This window comes from Streptomyces sp. NBC_01508 (assembly GCF_045040315.1).
Classification (GTDB): domain Bacteria; phylum Actinomycetota; class Actinomycetes; order Streptomycetales; family Streptomycetaceae; genus Streptomyces.
Genome location: NZ_CP109419.1, coordinates 4,924,149 through 4,941,715 on the forward strand (window position 1 = coordinate 4,924,149; position 17,567 = coordinate 4,941,715).

At 69.3% G+C, this 17,567-nt stretch carries 13 protein-coding genes and 1 pseudogene; 6 read left to right on the forward strand and 8 right to left on the reverse strand.

The window, feature by feature from the left end:
- Positions 1–63: 63 nt before the first annotated feature.
- From OG700_RS22975 to OG700_RS22985, 3 genes are all read right to left on the reverse strand, one after another.
- Complete coding sequence (locus OG700_RS22975) at positions 64–978, reverse strand: JmjC domain-containing protein (RefSeq protein WP_405616468.1); 915 nt, start codon at positions 976–978, stop codon at positions 64–66.
- Positions 979–998: 20 nt separating this feature from the next.
- Positions 999–1,394, reverse strand: a complete 396-nt coding sequence (locus tag OG700_RS22980) for a hypothetical protein (protein WP_405616470.1) — start codon at positions 1,392–1,394, stop codon at positions 999–1,001.
- A 194-nt stretch (positions 1,395–1,588) separates the two neighbouring features.
- Positions 1,589–1,831, reverse strand: a complete 243-nt coding sequence (locus OG700_RS22985) for a DUF397 domain-containing protein (RefSeq protein ID WP_405616472.1) — start codon at positions 1,829–1,831, stop codon at positions 1,589–1,591.
- Between the two features lie 239 nt (positions 1,832–2,070).
- On the opposite strand from OG700_RS22985, the gene OG700_RS22990 reads away from it, so the two are divergent.
- The gene (locus OG700_RS22990) at positions 2,071–3,318 is read left to right on the forward strand and encodes an XRE family transcriptional regulator (protein ID WP_405616474.1); all 1,248 of its coding nucleotides are present in this window, start codon (positions 2,071–2,073) and stop codon (positions 3,316–3,318) included.
- The gene (locus OG700_RS22995; RefSeq protein WP_405616475.1) at positions 3,318–3,821 is read left to right on the forward strand and encodes a GNAT family N-acetyltransferase; all 504 of its coding nucleotides are present in this window, start codon (positions 3,318–3,320) and stop codon (positions 3,819–3,821) included. Before OG700_RS22990 ends, OG700_RS22995 begins: the two co-directional genes overlap by 1 nt.
- A gap of 193 nt (positions 3,822–4,014) precedes the next feature.
- Here the strand turns inward: OG700_RS22995 and OG700_RS23000 are convergent, their stop codons facing one another.
- Positions 4,015–4,743 (reverse strand): hypothetical protein, encoded by a 729-nt coding sequence (locus OG700_RS23000; RefSeq protein WP_405616477.1) that lies wholly within the window; start codon positions 4,741–4,743, stop codon positions 4,015–4,017.
- 96 nt (positions 4,744–4,839) lie between these two features.
- On the opposite strand from OG700_RS23000, the gene OG700_RS23005 reads away from it, so the two are divergent.
- Positions 4,840–7,443, forward strand: a complete 2,604-nt coding sequence (locus OG700_RS23005) for a bifunctional FO biosynthesis protein CofGH (RefSeq protein ID WP_405616479.1) — start codon at positions 4,840–4,842, stop codon at positions 7,441–7,443.
- A 211-nt stretch (positions 7,444–7,654) separates the two neighbouring features.
- Entirely contained in the window at positions 7,655–8,791 is a 1,137-nt protein-coding gene (locus OG700_RS23010) for an ADP-ribosylglycohydrolase family protein (RefSeq protein ID WP_405616481.1), read from the forward strand.
- A gap of 73 nt (positions 8,792–8,864) precedes the next feature.
- Here the strand turns inward: OG700_RS23010 and OG700_RS23015 are convergent.
- From OG700_RS23015 to OG700_RS23030, 4 genes and pseudogenes are all read right to left on the reverse strand, one after another.
- A pseudogene (locus tag OG700_RS23015) lies at positions 8,865–9,740 on the reverse strand (sodium:solute symporter family transporter); the annotation flags it as partial.
- A gap of 418 nt (positions 9,741–10,158) precedes the next feature.
- Positions 10,159–10,368: a DUF397 domain-containing protein gene (locus tag OG700_RS23020; RefSeq protein ID WP_405616483.1), complete on the reverse strand. Its 210-nt coding sequence runs from the start codon at positions 10,366–10,368 to the stop codon at positions 10,159–10,161.
- Positions 10,369–10,552: 184 nt separating this feature from the next.
- Complete coding sequence (locus OG700_RS23025; protein WP_405616485.1) at positions 10,553–11,410, reverse strand: helix-turn-helix domain-containing protein; 858 nt, start codon at positions 11,408–11,410, stop codon at positions 10,553–10,555.
- A 372-nt stretch (positions 11,411–11,782) separates the two neighbouring features.
- Positions 11,783–12,502 (reverse strand): GPP34 family phosphoprotein, encoded by a 720-nt coding sequence (locus tag OG700_RS23030; RefSeq protein ID WP_384314319.1) that lies wholly within the window; start codon positions 12,500–12,502, stop codon positions 11,783–11,785.
- A gap of 201 nt (positions 12,503–12,703) precedes the next feature.
- Between OG700_RS23030 and OG700_RS23035 the strand changes: the two genes are divergently transcribed.
- Positions 12,704–15,520 (forward strand): hypothetical protein, encoded by a 2,817-nt coding sequence (locus OG700_RS23035; protein ID WP_405616489.1) that lies wholly within the window; start codon positions 12,704–12,706, stop codon positions 15,518–15,520.
- Positions 15,521–15,698: 178 nt separating this feature from the next.
- Positions 15,699–17,552, forward strand: a complete 1,854-nt coding sequence (locus OG700_RS23040) for an MFS transporter (protein WP_405616491.1) — start codon at positions 15,699–15,701, stop codon at positions 17,550–17,552.
- Positions 17,553–17,567: the final 15 nt, after the last annotated feature.

Genomic DNA, 17,567 nt, shown 5'->3' on the forward strand with positions numbered 1-17,567 from the left:
GGGGTGGGGTTGACGTGTCAACAGGATCCGGGCCCGGGGTCGCGTACAGGGCCGCACAACGGTCTACGTCGTGTACTCCAACTCCGTCAGAGCGGCATCCCGAATCATGGAGGTCAGTTCCTCCGGATTGAGCCCTTCCAGGTACCGGATGAGTGCCCTTCGAGCTTCGTTCAATTCCCCTGTGAGCCCATCACCATGAATGTGGTCAGGGAAGATGACCCTTCGGAACTCCTCGCCCTCGATCGCGCCTGCCGTGAGCTTTTCAGCGAGCCAGAAGGGCGTGCGTTCTCGGATGGCGAAGGTCAGATGGATACTGTCCTCGGTCGCGCCCCTGGCGTGAGGGTTGTGAATCCATCCCCGAGGAAGTAGAAGCGACTTTCCGGGCTGCAACTCGTATATCTGATCCGGCCCCTTCGCCTCCCACTCCTCTCGCCATCGCTCTTGCCAGACCCGGGGAGACTCCAGATGCAGCCGCATAGGATCTTTGAACTTGGGTTCCCAGAGTTCCCATGTCTTCGTGCCGGAAATCTGCACGATGACGGCCATCTGTTGGTCCCAGTGGTGGCGGAGGCCCTGACCCCCGGGAGGGGTCAGGAAAGCGTGCGAGTAGTTCGAGTAGCCGGTGTCTTGCTGGATGTGGCGGGAGACGCCGCTCAAGAAGGGGACAACCCTCTGAAGGTTGCCGATGCGGAGGGTGTAGCCCCGCCTGTAGTACTCCCGAAGCTTGTCACCGTCCGTCCGCCCGTTGGTCATGAAGCCGGCGGGGTTGACACTCGCCAGCGGCGGGTTGGCGCCGTGGTTCATCACGGCGATCTCAGTCGCCGGGGCACAGCCGCTGAAGGCCCAGGTCTCGAAGAACCCTTCGTCAACGTATTGGTCCAGCTGTGTCGTCCCGCGCTCGTACAGGCGGGGTTCGTCCGGCCACGAGCCCAGAAGTTCAGTGACTCCGTCCACGGGCAGCAAGTAGCTCAGCGACATGGCAGGCTCCTTCACTTCTGTCATCCGGGAGGGAGCGGGCAAGGAAGCTCCGGGTGGAACTGGTTCGGGCAGCAAATTGCCTGCATGGAGAACAGATTCTGAGACTGGGTGTAGTACACCCAACTCACGTCCACGCCAAGCGGCAGAACTTCGCGGGCGTACTTACTCTTGATATCCAATCCGCAGTACGCTCGCTTGCCGTCCTCCCGTTCGAACGGTGGATTCTCTGAGTAGTGCTCGCTCAACCACACAACCGCATCGCTCACGTCAGTCCAGGTGTGATCGGCAGCGGCACGGCTCTGCTTCATCAGCCAATGACCGGTCATCAAGGGTGGCAGGGTGCCGTCCTGGAATTCTGCGGCAGCCTCGCGATATCGATCAAGGACCCGTTGAGTGCTCTTGTCCTCGGAAGACATGGGCACAGGAGGACCGTTGGGATGGGCGGGTCGCCGGTTGCCCTCTTGTGAGTACACCTTCGGGGAGCCGGTCCACGGCCCGTAGCCGTGCCAGTGTCCTGGTGTGCCGCCAGGCCAACTCATGATTGATCTCCTCAGGGGCCAGGGACCGGCCCCAAGACCTCTGGAGGGCGGTCGTGATGCTGTCTGAGGGCCTAGACCGGCAGGCGACGCGTCCGGGCCCACTCGACGGCCCACGTGTCCATCTCGGAGCCGGTGAACCGCAGGTCACCGCCGGTGGCCTTGCTGTCGCGGACGGCGAAGGCGTCAACCGCGCCGGGGATGGCGGCGACCTCCACGCACGTCTCGTTCTCGCCGCCCAAGTTGCCCCCGCAGTAGGCCGTGAACTCGGCCTCGTCCGTCGACAGCTCGTAGAGGTCCACGGGCTTGCTGGTCATATTTCCTCCTGCTGCTCTGTCGCGCGGAGGGTCGTACTCCGCGCTCGTCCAAGTTGGGGCGGTGTCAGCGGGACACCGGAACTGCGGCCGTCTGGTCCCGCCGTTGCCCTTGCACAGCACCAGTCAACGGCGCCTGTGGCATCGCGAACAGGTGAGACAGGGAAGAGCGCCATCGCGTGGAGCGGTGAATTTTGCCTTTGCCCGTGTTCCATGAGGTCGCTCAGAGCTACCGTGCAGACATGCCACAGGTGAACCGGAAGCTCGCAGACCGGATTGCTCTCCTCGGCTTCCGGCAGGCTGAGTTAGCACGTCGGATCAATGCCGAGATCGAGCTTCTGACGGGGAAGACGGGCAACGTCACCGATGCGGACGTACGCCGATGGGTACGCGGCGCGACAAAGTGGCCGCAGGAACGCATCAGGCTCTGTCTGGAGCGGGTTCTCTCCGCTCGTGCCGAGGATCTAGGGTTCGTGCCGCGCGAGAAGAGCACCGTACGACCGGAGGAGGATCCCGTCCACCGACGTGCGCTCCTCGCCGCAGCGAGTGGGCCGGTCCTGGCCGTTGGGGCCTCGGGCACCAGCGGCCATGAACGAATCGGCGTCAATGATGTCCGGCGCTTCCATCAGGAGTATGTGGCCATCCTTCGGCATGACGACGCGGGTGGGGGCTCACCGAAGGTGGAGAATCTCGCGGTGGAATTGGCGTCTCGGATCCAGTCCGCTCTGGCGTTGTCCACGGCCTCGACGCGCGTACGGGACATGCTTCATCGGCTCGCTGCTGAGGTCATCAGCTCGGCTGCCTTCGCGGCGATCGATGCCAGCGCGCCGCATCAGGCACGTGTGCATCTCGACAAGGCCCTGACCTTCGCCGGTCTCGCCCGGGACAGTGAGGCGACGTATCACGTCTGGAACTACCTGACCTTGACGTCGAGTCAGCGGGAGAACCACGCTGAAGCCGTCGCAGGAGCGGAGGTCATGAAGCGCTCGTCAATCGCGCGGCGGGACCCGCTGTATGCCTCTCTCGGACATATGCGCAACGCCAACGGACTGGCCCGCCTGCGGCGGCAGTCCGAGGCTCTGCGTGCCCTGAACGACGCCGAGCGGGCGTTTGCACGCATCAGCGACCAGCAGCGCCCCGAGTGGATCAGGTTCTACGACAGCAGCGAGGCTGAGGCTCTGTCTTCGTTCGTATGGTCGGCACTCGGGGATCAGGGAAGGGCCGAACGCTGCCTGCACCGCGCCCTCGCGGCCATCCCGGACGGCATGGTTCGTAACCGAGCCTTGTATACCGCGCACTTGTCCCTCGCCCAGGCAAGACAGGAGGAGTTGGAGCTTGCCTGCGCGACGGGCCGGCGGGTGCACATGATGCTTCCCTCGCCGTTCGGATCCCGGCGCACGGTCAACACCTTGGCCGCCACGCGCGAGGTGCTCGTGGCCTCGGGCTCGAAGGCTCCCGAAGTCGTCGAGTGGATCAAGGAGTTCGCCTGATGGACCTGATGCGCCACACGCACGCGGACGCACGGGACGTGCGTCCTCTGCTGCTGGACGTCCACGATGAGGTGTACGCCACTGATCCGGACCCGTTCCACTCGCGCGAGCGCTTCTCCTACTTCGTCGACCTCTGGTCCTCACGGCAGGACTGGCAGTGCGTTTCTGGTTGGGAGGAGGGCGGCCCTGTCGGCTACGCGTACGGCTCCATGTTCAAGCCGGGTGGCTGGTGGAAGGGGCACCGGCGTCCCTCCCGCATCAGAGGCTCCGTGTTCGCCTTGTCCGAACTCATGTTGCTTCCCGCCTGGCGCGGCACTGGACGTGCACGGCAGATCCACGACGCCCTGCTCGGTTCGGTGTCGGCCGACACCGTGACGCTCCTGGTGGACGCTGAGCACCCCAGAGTTCAGGCCCTGTACGAGCGTTGGGACTACAGCAAGGCAGGCGAGGCGAAGCCCTCCCACGACTCCCCGTCGTATGCGGTCATGGTCCGAAAGCTGTAGGCAGGTCGCGAATACATCCGTTGTCCTCGGAACGGGAGTCGACACCGTGCAAAGTGGGCGCGCAGGGGGTTACTGGCATCGGCGCCCAGCGACGAGCATCACCAGCGTCGGTACGGTACGGCGGCCTGTGCACCCCGGCAGCATATGGGCAGTCGCACACCGCGACCGCTCATCGGGTCCGCCCCCTCCGGGCTCACCCCGCCGGCCGCAACTCCGCCGGCTCCACCGTCTCCCCGGCCTCCGTGGCCACGTCCGTGCCCGGCTTCGCCTCGGGGGCGTACGCGCACGGGGCGTGGACGCCGCCCTCGAACACCTCCTGGTGGTCCCGCCAGTCGAAGACGAGCCGGATGTCGCCGCCGTCGTCGGACGGGCCGTTCCGCGAGGCGCGCAGCCCCAACCCGGACGCGGCTTCCGGCCCGTTCTCGTACGAGTCGATGTCCCAGCCCTCCTCCTTCAGATGCCCGTGCAGCCGCTTCAGCGCGGACGACGCCTCGGACTCCGCCACACCGCCCAAGGACCACTTGTGCGACAGGCTGTACGCGCCGTCCACCGGTTCGTCGGCCATGCTCTCCAGGCCGTCCGGGTAACAGAGCGCGGAATCCGCCGTGTTGGACCCCGTCTCGGACGCGCTCGGGTCCGCCGGATCGACCCAGCCCGGCGGCACGGTCCGCTCGAAGCCCAGCACCTCGTACGCCTCCTGCGACACGTCCCCGATCCGGGTCATCATCGCCTGCGGGTCGACACGCTCGTAGTCCTCCGGTGTCCCGCGCTGTACCGCGAACGTGGTCAGGAAGCCGAGGGCGACGAGTACCGGTACGGCGACCAGCAGCCCACAGCCGATCCCCACGCCCCGCAGCGCGCCCACACCACCGCCCCGGTCGGCGCCGGTCGGTCCGGTCACGTCGTTCTTCGCGTCGTTCATGTGATCGAAGTTATTCCCGTATCCCCGAATGTGGGCATCCGCTCACCTACTCATCTCGCCGCAGGAACCGCCCGCCCCGCTCGTATGCTCGGACATATGACGACGAGCGCCACGGCCCCCTCAGCCCCGACCGCCAACGCCATGCGCCGCGCCCTCAAACGTGCCAGGGACGGTGTCGCGCTCGACGCCGGAGAGGCCGCGGTCCTGCTCCAGGCCCGCGGCGACGACCTCAAGGATCTCGCCGCCTCCGCCGCGCGGGTGCGTGACGCCGGGCTCGAAGCCGTCGGGCGCCCCGGGATCATCACGTACTCCCGCAAGGTCTTCATCCCGCTCACCCGCCTCTGCCGCGACAAGTGCCACTACTGCACCTTCGTCACCGTCCCCGGCAAGCTCCGCCGCGCCGGGCACGGCATGTATCTGTCGCCCGACGAAGTCCTCGACATCGCCCGCGAAGGCGCCCGAATGGGCTGCAAGGAAGCGCTGTTCACCCTCGGCGACCGGCCCGAGGACCGCTGGCCCGAGGCGAAGGAGTGGCTGGAGGCCGAGGGGTACGACGACACACTCGCGTACGTACGGGCCATGTCCATCCGCGTCCTGGAGGAGACCGGACTCCTCCCGCACCTCAACCCCGGCGTGCTGAGCTGGACCGACTTCCAGCGGCTCAAGCCCGTCGCGCCCAGCATGGGCATGATGCTGGAGACCACCGCCACCCGCCTGTGGTCCGAGCCCGGTGGCCCGCACCACGGCTCGCCCGACAAGGAGCCCGCCGTACGGCTGCGGGTGCTCGAAGACGCCGGCCGGTCCAACGTCCCCTTCACCACCGGCATCCTGATCGGCATCGGCGAGGACTACGAGGAGCGCGCCGACTCCCTCTTCGAGCTGCGCCGCACCGCCCGCGCCTACCACGGCATCCAGGAAGTCATCGTCCAGAACTTCCGCGCCAAGCCCGACACCGCGATGCGCGCCATGCCCGACGCCGAGTTGGAGGAGCTGGCCGCGACCATCGCCGTCGCCCGGCACCTCCTCGGCCCCGCCGCCCGCATCCAGGCCCCGCCCAACCTCGTGGACGAGGAGTACGCGCTCCTCATCGGCGCCGGCATCGACGACTGGGGCGGCGTCTCGCCGCTCACCCCCGACCACGTCAACCCCGAGCGCCCCTGGCCGCACATCGACCAGCTCGCCGAACGCACCGCCGCCGCAGGCTTCGAACTGCGCGAACGCCTCACGATCTACCCGGAGTTCATCCAGCGCGGCGAGCCCTGGCTCGACCCGCGCGTGATGCCGCACGTGCGCGCGCTCGCCGACCCGGCCACCGGCCTCGCCCGCACCGGCGTCACACCGGCCGGGCTGCCGTGGCAGGAACCCGACGAGGGGTTCACCGCCACCGGCCGTACCGACCTGCACCGCACCATCGACACCGAGGGCCGCACCGGCGACCGCCGCGACGACTTCGACCACGTCTACGGCGACTGGGACGCGCTGCGCGAGGCAGCGGCGCCCGGCATGGTGCCCCAGCGCATCGACACCGACGTCAAGCAGGCGCTGACCCAGGCCGCGGCCGACCCGACGAAGCTCACCGACGACGAGGCTCTCGCGCTGCTGCACGCGGACGGCCCGGCGCTCGACGCGCTGACCCGGATCGCCGACGAACTGCGCCGCGAGGTGGTCGGCGACGACGTCACGTACATCGTCACGCGCAACATCAACTTCACCAACGTCTGCTACACCGGCTGCCGTTTCTGCGCCTTCGCCCAGCGCCGTACGGACGCCGACGCCTACACCCTCTCCCTCGACCAGGTCGCCGACCGCGCCGCGCAGGCGTGGGACGTCGGCGCCGTCGAGGTCTGCATGCAGGGCGGCATCCACCCCGACCTGCCCGGCACGGCGTACTTCGACATCGCCCGCGCCGTCAAGGAACGCGTCCCCGGCATGCATGTGCACGCCTTCTCCCCGATGGAGGTCGTCAACGGCGCCTCCCGCACCGGGATGTCGATCCGCGAATGGCTCACGGCCGCGAAGGAGGCCGGGCTCGACTCGATCCCCGGCACCGCCGCCGAGATCCTGGACGACGAGGTGCGCTGGATCCTCACCAAGGGCAAGCTGCCGACGGCGACATGGATCGAGGTCGTGGAGACCGCGCACTCCCTGGGCATCCGCTCCAGCTCCACGATGATGTACGGCCATGTGGACCAGCCCCGGCACTGGCTGGGCCACTTCCGTACCCTGGCCGGCATGCAGCGCAAGGCACTTGAGGCGGGCCGCGAGGGCTTCACCGAATTCGTCACGCTGCCCTTCATCCACACCAACGCACCCGTCTACCTGGCCGGCATCGCCCGTCCAGGACCCACCACCCGCGACAACCGCGCGGTGATGGCGATGGCCCGGCTCCTCCTCCACCCGTACATCACCAACATCCAGACCAGTTGGGTGAAACTCGGCACGGAGGGCGCCGCCGAGATGCTGCGCTCCGGCGCGAACGATCTCGGCGGGACGCTGATGGAGGAGACCATCTCCCGGATGGCGGGATCCAGTTACGGCTCGTACCGCTCGGTCAAGGACCTCGTCGCGATCGCCGAGGCCGCCGGCCGGCCGGCCAGGCCGCGGACCACCCTGTACGGCGAGGTGCCCGAGGAGCGCGTACGGGCGGCGGCGGCGTCCGACGGGCACCTGCCCGAACTGCTGCCGCTGCTGCCGGAGTAGGCCGCCGGTCCCCGGTCGCCCGACGGGCCGCCCAGGTGGCGCGTGCGGCGACCGGGACGAACCGCCCGGCGACCGGGGACCCGCCCTCGTCAACCCGCCCGCGTCAACCCGTACGCGATCGACCCGTACGCGCCCGTGCTCAACCGCCCGTTCCCGTTCGATTACAGTGCTGCGCCAGGCGTGCGTTGCGCGACACGGGAGGGGGGAACGCGTGAGCAGACCAGCTACCGCCATATGGGGCCGGGCGGAGCAGCAGGACTTCCGCAGCCGCGTGCGTGGGTGCCTTCTCGGGGGAGCCATCGGCGACGCGCTGGGAGCGGGGGTCGACACGCTCACCCTCGACGAGACCCGCACCGCGCACGGCGCCGACGGCGTCACCGACTTCGCCCCCGCCTACGGCCGGCGCGGCGCGGTCGCCGCCGCCACCCAGCTGACCCTCTTCACCGTCGACGGCCTCATCCGCGCCCAGGTCCGGCGCGACACCGGCGCCTGGCATCCGCCGACCGACGTGCACCGCGCGTATCTGCGCTGGGCCGCCACCCAGCGCGACTGGGGCCCCGACGAACGCCGCAAGGACAACGGCTGGCTCGCGCGGGAGGAGTGGCTGTACGCGCGCCGCGACCCCGCGCGGTCCTGTCTGACCGGGCTGGGCGACGAACTGATGGGCACGGTGGAGAAGCCCAAGAACCCCACGGCGCGCGACGCGGGCGCGGTCGTGCGGTCGGCTCCGTTCGGGCTGCTCGTGGGCTGGGAGCCGCAGTTGGTCTGCCAGCTCGCCGTGGAGTGCGCGGCGCAGACGCACGGCCACCCCACCGCGTATCTGTCGGCCGGCGCGTACGCCGTGATCGTGCACGGCGTCGCGCGGGGCGACAGCGTCGACGCGGCCGTACAGCGGGCCCTGGCGCTGCTGACCCAGCGCCCCGGCCACCAGCCGGTCACCGACGCGCTGGGGCAGGCGCTCGGAGCCGTACGGCAGGGGATCCCGACCCCGGGGCGGGTCGCGGTGCTCGGGGAGGGCGGGGCGGCGGAGGACTCGCTGGCGGTGGCCGTGTACTGCGCGCTGGTCGGCGAGGACGTACGCCACGGCCTGCGGCTGTCCGTGAACCACGACGGGCCGTCCTCGGCGACCGGGGCGCTCTGCGGGTCCCTGCTCGGCGCGATGCACGGGGAGACGGCGCTGCCGCCGGCGTGGCTGGCCGAGTTGGAGGGCCGCGCGACGATCCTGGAGATCGCGGACGACTTCGCGATGGAGATGACGCAGGGTCCCGCGCTCCATGGCCCGGCGGTGACGTCATCGGCGTGGCTGACGCGATATCCGCGGGGCGGCCAGGCCCTGTCCGGCGATTGAGGACGAACCGGCCCACCGGCCGGACCCGGATTCGCGCCACCGGGCCCGGCCCCCTGCCGAAGACGCCGGCCCGTCAGCCGGAAGCGCCCTCGCGGCCGGGCTGCTTCGCGTCGCCCGGCTCCGACGGCACCGGCACGGACGCCACCGCGCCCGAACCGTCGTCGTCGTTGTTGATCTTCTCCAGTACGGCGTCCCGTTCCGGCGTGTCCTCCGGCTTGACGAAGCCGATCACGACGTACAGCACCAGCGAGACGGCGAGCGGGATCGACACCTGGTACTGGAGCGGCACTCCGCCGTCCACGTTCCAGCTGATCGGGTAGTTGACCAGCCAGAAGGTCACCAGACCGGTACCCCAGCTGATCAGCGCCGCCGTGGGACCGCTCTTGCGGAACCAGGGCAGCAGACCCAGCATCAGCGGGATCGCGATCGGCCCCATGAGTCCGGCGACCCACTTGATGACGACGGTGATGATGTCGCCGAAGAAGGGCGAGTTGACCTGTGTCGCGATGGCCATCGACAGCCCGAGGAAGAGCAGTGTCGTCCAGCGCGCGGCCAACAGCCCCACCCGGGTGTCCCACTCGCGTGCCTTACGGGACAGCGCGGGCATGATGTCGCGGGTCACGACCGCCGCGATGGCGTTCGCGTCCGACGAGCACATGGCCATCGTGTGTGAGAAGAATCCGACGATCACCAGGCCCAACAGGCCGTGCGGCAGGAGCTGTTCGGCCATCAGCGCATAGCTGTCGGCCGGTACGTCCGTGTCGATGAGGACCGGCGCGACCCACATCGGGAAGAACAGCACGAGCGGCCAGAGCAGCCACAGCACGGCCGACAGGGCGCCCGAACGCGTCGCGGACTTCGCGGAGTCGGTCGCCATGTAGCGCTGCGCCTGGTTCCACATGCCGCCGTTGTACTCGAAGGTCTTGATGAACAGATACGCGATGAGGAAGACCATCATCGGCGGTGCCCCGTGCGGGAGCGGGGACTGCGGGGATTGAACCGCTACTCGCGGCAGCGGGTCAAGAGCCCGTACGGTTAAGGGTGTGAACGACGATCGGAAAGCCGAACGATTCTGCGTGGTCCTGACCTTGTGAGGCGTTGTCGTGCACGCGACGGGAAACACACGATGGGCGGGCACTTCGTCAGGCGCGACAGTAACGACCGCACGGGATGCGGGTCCCGTGCGGCCGGAGGGAGTTGGGGGAGCTGGTTGGGCGAACTGGTTGGGTGAGCTGAGGGCATGGCCGAGCCCCCTCGGCCAGGACGGCGAAACGGGTCGAGAGGGCTCATTCCGTGCTGTGATGTGCGTGGTGCATGGTGCGGGTTGGTACGGGGTGGCGCTGTACAGGCGGTGCGAGGGAGGGGCGTCAGCCGAGGTCGAAAGCGCCCTCGTTCATCTCCCGCACGAAAGTGGTCCACGATCCGGGGACAAAGGTGATCGACGGACCTTCCGGGGCCTTCGAGTCCCGTACGTCAATTGCCCGTACGACGGGAGACTTGACCTCGACGCATGCGCCGTTTCCGCCGGAGTACGAGGACTTGGTCCAGGTGTCCGTAGCGCCCTGAAGAATTGCCATGTTCGGTTCGCTCCGATTCAGCAAGTGGTGTCAATGCGCCAACTTCTTGCTGGCAAGATCGACGGTACTAGTCAGGATCGATGCGTGGGGCGGGCGTTCACTCGACCGGATGGGATATCCCGGTGAACTCTTCCCGTACGAGTCCACCGGGTGTATTCTGCCGCCTCGCCCTTCCTGAACTGCCTTAGCGGGCGTATCCCTTGGCGATGTCCGAGATGAACTCGCGGGTCTGCTCCACATTCAGGGCCTGCGCGCGAAGGTGTTCGTACATCACGCTGTACTTCTGGACGTCGTTCGCCTTCTCCAGATAAAGATCACTTGTGACGCCCTCGATGTAGACCACGCTCGAATCCGTGGCGTCCGGGAATTCGAGAATGGCGTAATGCCCGCTGATGCCCGGATGGGCGCCCATTTCGAACGGCAGTACCTGCACCGTGACATGGGGGAGCTGCGACAGCTCGACCAGGAACTCCAGCTGCTCCCGCATCAGTTGCTTGCCGCCGACCACCCGGCGCAGCGCCGACTCGTCGATCACGGCCCACAGGCGCAGCGGCTGTTCGGGAGTGTTGACCCGCTCCTGACGGCGGACCCGTACGCTGACGCGCTTCTCGACGTCCGTCGGCGAGGTCTCCGGGAGCGCGCCGGTGATCAGCGCCTCCGCGTACCCCCGGGTCTGGAGCAGACCGGGCACGACCTGCGGCTCGTACACGCGCAGCGAGGCCGCGTCCGTCTCCAGGCCGATGTAGACGCTGTACGGGATGTCGCCGAAGGCGTGCCACCAGCCCTGCTGGCGCGAGTCCTTGGCCATTTGCATCAGCGACTCGACAATGCGGTTGTCCTCGACCTCGTACACACCGCAGAGGTCGCGGACATCGCGCTGGCTGATGGAACGGCGACCGTTCTCAAGACGGCTGATCTTCGACTGGGAGACCAGCAGGCGCTCCGCCACCTCCTCGGCCGTCATGCCTTTGACCTCGCGGAGCCGGCGCAACTCCTGGCCCAATCGGCGTCGCCTGACGGTGGGGTTGACGTTGGACGCCACGGAAACTGCACCTCCTGCTGAGTAACTGCGTAGCGCTGTGTGTCTACGTCTCAGCAGACTGCCACCGATGGCCCCGACCGCGCTGGAAAACGACGACAGAGGGGAATGCGCGGGCGGTAAGTGGACAGACCGCGGCCCGGTCCGGTATTGGTGCGCGCGAAACGCGACGTGCGAAACGCGACGTGCGAAACGCGACGTGCGCAACGCGAGACGCGACGCGCGGGGCAGCCGGTCGTACGGCTGGCCCCGCGCGTCTCTTGCGGCTCCCGAACCGGGTCTCTGGGGACGTCGGCGCGGCGGATTCCGGTGCCCGCGTGCGGTCCTGTCTCCGCGTGTTCGTGTTCTCTCGGTGCGGCTCTCTCGGTGCGGCTCTCAGTGCGCCGCGACGCGGGCCATGCTTCCGCGCTGCGGTTGCATCGGTACGGCCGGCGGTCGGCCTCCCGGTGCGGGATTGCGGCGTGGCTGTGCCGCCACACCGTTCTGGACGTCCATCACGGCATGCGCCACGAGACCGCCCATGGGGTCGTGTCTGATCAGATCCCGGAGCCGGGAGCGCGATGAACGCCCCTCGTTACCGGGGTAGAGGTGCTTGCCCAGACCGACCGCGTGGGCCAGCGCGGCGAGCGCCGCGGTCCGCGGGTCCGGCGGTACGCCGGTGCGGATCGCACTGTCCAGCCGTGACCTGATGTCACGGCTGATCGCCGTCTCCGTCGCCTGGTAGCGAGTCGTCGGCAGCACTCCGCACATCTGGCCCGCGACGGCATGGACCATGCCGCATCGCTCCAGATGCGAGAGGTAAATCTGGCGGAGCCCCAGTCGGGGCCCGCCGATCCAGTGAACTGCGCGAACCGGGCTGCCGCGTCTGCGCAGCAGTTCCAGCGCGGAGTCCAGAGTCGGATCTCCGGTCGGCCGTGGCATCACCACGGCGATACGATCCCCATCAGGGGCTATCCGTCCTGCCAGAGCCAGCTCTACTAGCTGTGCTCCGGCGAGGCCGAGGTCGAGCGACTGCGGCTGCGCTGTGGTACCCGTGGCCGGGTCCAGAGCGAGCAACAGAAGCTCCTCCGGAATTGTTCTGCGGCTCCTGCCCATCCATGCCTCCCCGCGTGGATGAATGACAGGGTGACCCCTCTCACATTGGTCTGTCGAGAGTGCCTGGTCGCTTTGTACGGGAACCGTTATGTATGTCGTTCTCGTCTGGCACGTGGGCTGTGGTTTCGCACAGGACACTGATAATCGGTTCGGAGAGTGCGGCGGAGCGCGCGATACGTCGCACACGCATGAGGAGGCACGGTGGCGGGCGAGTCCCCCGACAAGTCGGAGCAGCGGAAGTCGTCGGGTCCTGTTCCGGAGGCGCCTCCGGAACAGGACCCGAGGTTCGCGGTCTTCCGCGAGGCCGCCGACGCGGCGCCCGCCGGTTCCTCGGCCGGCCCGGAGGGCTCAGCCGACCGCTCGACGGCCGTTTTCACGGTCCGGGGGGCAAGGGACGGCTCTGAGGCTCCTGAGGCCGCAGAGGCGCCTGTGGCGGCTGCTGAGGCATCTTCGACGGCCGAGCCGGAAGCGGAGTCCGAAGCGGAAGCGGAAGCCGGAGTGGACGCCGACGCGGTACGGCCTGCCAGGCCCGAGCCGGTCACCACCGAGGAATCGGCCGAGCCCGAACCGGAGCCCGAACTGGAATCCACGACCGAACCGAAGTCCGACCCCGAGGTCACCCCGCCGAAGCCGGAATCCGCGGCGTCGCCGGACGCGGAGTCCAGGCCTGGCCGGTCCGATGCGGAAGCTGCCGCCCCAACTTCTGAGCGGAAGCTCGACGCTTCGCCCTCCGGGCCGGTGGCCGAGCCTGCGGTGGCGGCGTCGCCGGACGCGGAGTCCGGGCCTGGCCGGCCCATGGCCGACCAGACCGCCTCCGGCGCGGAGGCCGGTGTCACCCCGGCGAAGCCGGGAGCGACGGCCGAGCCGAGGCTCGACGCGGCGCCCGCCGTGCCGGACGCGGAGTCCGAACTCGCCCCGGCGAAGCCGACATCCGCGCCCGAGCCGAGGCTCGACGCCGCGTCCGCCCGGTCGGTGAGTGGGCAGACCGCCTCCGGCGCGGATGCGGAAGCCGCCCCGGCGGAGCCGGAAGGGACATCCGGGTTGAAGCGTGACGCCGCCCCTGCGGCGGGTGCGGAGTCTGAACTCGCCCGGTCGGAGGCCGATGCCATCCCGGCGAAGCCGGAGAGGGCGCCCGCGCCTGACGGCACCCCCGGCCACGCCCCCTCCGGGGCGAAGGCGGACGCCACCCCGGCGAAGCCGACAGCCGCGCCCGGGTCCAGGCCCGGCGCTGCCTCTGCGGCGGGTTCGGCGCTGGACGCGGAGTCTGAGCTCGCTCGGCCGGAGGCCGGTGTCATCCCGGCGAAGCGGGGGAGCGCGCCCGCGCCTGACGGCACCCCCTCCCGGCCGGAGGCCGACGCCGACCCGGCGGAGCCGGGAAGGGCGTCCGAGCCGCAGCTCGATGCCGCCCCCTCCCGGCCGGAGGCCAACGCCACCCCGGCGGAGCCGGGAACCAGGCCGGCAGCCCAGCCCGCGGCCGACGGTGGCGCCGGTGAGGTCGGGGTTGATCGGCAGACCGCCGTTTTCAAGGCGCTCAAGCGGCCCGGGGTTGATCAGCCGACCGCCATGCTCAAGTTGCCGCCGCAGCCCCCGGCGCCCGCTCAGCCCGAGCTTCCCGCCGAACGCACCAGCAAATTCGTGCCCCTTCGGGCGGACGAGGTACGGGCCGCCGCCCCGGGCAGCCCCGCCGGTGCGGGTGTCGCCGAGGCCGAGCGGACCCGGCAGCAGCCGATGCCGCCGCTGCCGCCGCTCGATCTGCTCGCGGAGTTGACGAACAAGCCGGCGCCGCCCGAGACCCCGACCCGGACGGTCGTCCGGCGGGTCAAGATCTGGACGCCGCTGCTCGTACTCGTACTGATCATCTTTGCTGTCGCACAGGCCGTGCGCCCGCTTCCGGAGTCGTCGTTGAGCCTGACGGCGAAGTCGGCGTACACCTTCGAGGGTGACCAGCCCGCGCTGCCGTGGCCCGGCGAGGGCCAGGGCTTCATGGCGGCGACCGGCCTCGGCACCGTCGACTCGTTCGGTGAGCAGAAGGCCGTACCGATCGGCAGTGTGGCCAAGGCGATGACGGCGTACGTGGTCCTCAAGGACCATCCGCTGAAGAAGGGCGCCGAGGGGCCGTCCATCACGGTCGACGCCAAGGCCGAGGAGGACGGCGGGCTCGACGCGCAGGGCGAGTCGACGCTCAACACCGTGAAGGAGGGCGACAAGCTCACGCAACAGGACGCGCTGGCCGCCCTCATGATCCCGTCCGCGAACAACATCGCGCGGCTGCTGGCCCGTTGGGACGCGAACGGGTCCGAGGAGGCGTTCGTCAAGAAGATGAACGACACCGCCGAAGAGCTGGGCATGAAGAACACCAAGTACACCGACCCGTCCGGGCTCGACGCGACGACCGTCAGCTCCGCCGAGGACCAGGTGAAGCTCGGTCAGGAGCTGGTGGAGATCGAGGCGTTGATGGACATCACCAAGCTCCCCGAGTGGACGGACCCGTCCGGCAAGGTCTGGCGGAACTACAACACCCTCGTCCCGTACGACGGCGCGCTCGGTATCAAGACCGGCTCCACCACCAAGGCGGGCGGCAATCTTCTCTTCGCCGCGCACAAGATGGTCGGCGAAACCGACCAGTTGGTCGTCGGCGCCGTTCTCGGCCAGCACAAGTCGCCGATCATCGACACCGTCAACGCGGTGAGCAAGGACGTCATGCTCGCGACGCGGGACGAGCTGGAGAGCGCGACGATAGTGAAGAAGGGCACGGTCGTCGGTGAGGTCGACAACGGGATGGGGACGACGGTGCCGGTCGTCGCCACCCAGGACGTGAAGGCTGTCGGCTGGTCGGGCCTCACCGTCAAGCTCGAACTGACCGACGACGGCGAGGCCGTACCGCAGTCGGCCGCCGCCGGGACGCACGTCGGCACCCTCTCCGTGGGTGAGGGGAAGAGCCAGGTGAAGGTGGCCGTCGCGCTCCAGGGCGATCTGGCCGAGCCCACGTTCGGCGACAAGCTGACGCGGGTCGGCTGACCGGGCGGGGGAGGGCGCCGGAAACCCCGTCCTCCCCGCCCCCGGCCGCGTGCTAGCGTCCGAGATCAGCGCCGCCAGGCAACTCAGGACGCGGGGACGGCGTCCTTACTTCCTCCGGGTCCGGACGGGCCGCAGGGGGCCGGCACACCGGGCTGACGGTGAGACGGGGAGAGTCGCATTGACCACCGCTGAGCCGAAGCGCGCCGACGGCAGAGCAGCAGGAACCGCGGGGACGGCGGGGACCGACGAGGTCCCTACGACCGGTGGAACGGCCGTTGGAACGGCCGACGGGCCGCCGCCCGCCCCCGAGCGCGCCAAGGATCTGCGCAGCCGCCTGCTGCGGCACCCCGTCCTGCTCACGGGCACGGTCGCCGGGATCGTGCACATCCTCTGGTTCTTCTTCTTCGCGAACAGCGGCGGCGACATCGCCGCGCAGGACGCCTGGGCCGAGTTCGTCGGCCGCCACCCGGACTCCGCGTACAACCTCGCCTGGTACGGCGGGATGCACCCCGTCTCGTACAGCGTCGTGTCGCCGTATCTGATGTCGGTGCTCGGCGTCCGTACGACGATGATGATCGTCGGGACGGTCTCGGCCGCCCTGACCTCGCTGATCCTGTACCGCGTCAAGGCCGTCCGGAACCCGCTGGCCTGCTCGTTCGCCGGGGTCTTCGCCTTCCTCTGCAACGCGCTCTCCGGCCGCGTGACATTCGGCCTCGGCGCGATGTTCGCGCTCGCCGCCGTCGCCGCCGTCTTCTGCTGGCCGCACCGCTGGCGCTACAAGCGCTGGGCCAAGGCCGTGGTCGCCGCGCCGCTCGCCGGGCTCGCGACCGCCGCGAGCCCGGTGGCCGGGCTGTTCCTCGGGGTCGTCGCCGCCGCGCTGTTCCTCAACAAGCGGCGTCCAGGGGCGTACGCGATCGGGCTCGCCCCGGTCGCGGTCGTCGCGCTCTCCGCGTGGCTGTTCCCGTTCTCCGGCACCCAGCCGATGTCGCTCGGGACGGCGTCGCTGCCCTTCCTCCTCTGCGTCGTCACCTTCTTCCTCGTGCCGCGTGACTGGCGCACGGTCCGCACCGCCGCCGCCGTCTACGGCATCGGGACCGTGCTGACCTGGGTGATCGACTCGCAGATCGGCTCCAACGTGTCGCGGCTCGCGATGATCGTCGGCGGTGTGGTGCTGCTCGCCGCGCTGCCGTACGCGGTGCCGCGCTCACGCAAGTGGTACGCGCTGGTGCTGGCGTTCGTCGCGTTCAACTTCTGGATCGGGTTCAAGGGCGTCGACGACATCATCCGCACCGCGCCCACCGCGTCCTGGACCCGTGAACTGGCGCCGCTGGTCAACGAGTTGCAGGAGGTCGGCGCCGAGCGCGGCCGGGTCGAGGTCGTTCCGGCCAGCAGCCACCGCGAGGCGTCGGCGCTCGCGCCGTACGTCAATCTGGCCCGCGGCTGGAACCGGCAGGCCGACATGGAGCGCAACCCCCTCTTCTACGACGACAGCCTCACCGACGACAGCTACCGCGCCTGGCTGGACCGTTGGGCCGTCAGCTACGTGGTGCTGCCCAAGGGCAGGCCGGACAACGGCGCGGGCCTGGAGGCGGAGCTGGTGGAGCGAGGCCTGCCGTATCTGAACCACCTGTGGGGCGACGCCAATTGGCAGCTCTACGAGGTCCAGGACCCGATGCCGCTGGCCGACCCGCCGGCCGTCGTGCGGCGGGCGTCGGCCAACGAGCTGACGATAGAGGTGAAGACCGCCGGGAAGGTGCTGATCCGCGTTCCGTACTCGCCCTGGCTCGCCGTCGTCGACGAGGAGGGCGAGAGCATGGACCGCCCGGAGGAGACGGCCGCGTCCAAGGCGGACGAGGACGGACCCAAGAGGTTCACCAACCCGAACGGCTGCGTGTTCCGGGCGGAGAAGAACGCGGACGGCGACGAGTGGACGGAACTGCTCGCCCCGCGTCCGGGTACGTACCGCATCTCGGCCCCGTACCAGATCCGTCCGGGCACGCCCTGCCCGGAGGAACTGCGCGAGGAGGACTGACGGGCCGCAATCGCA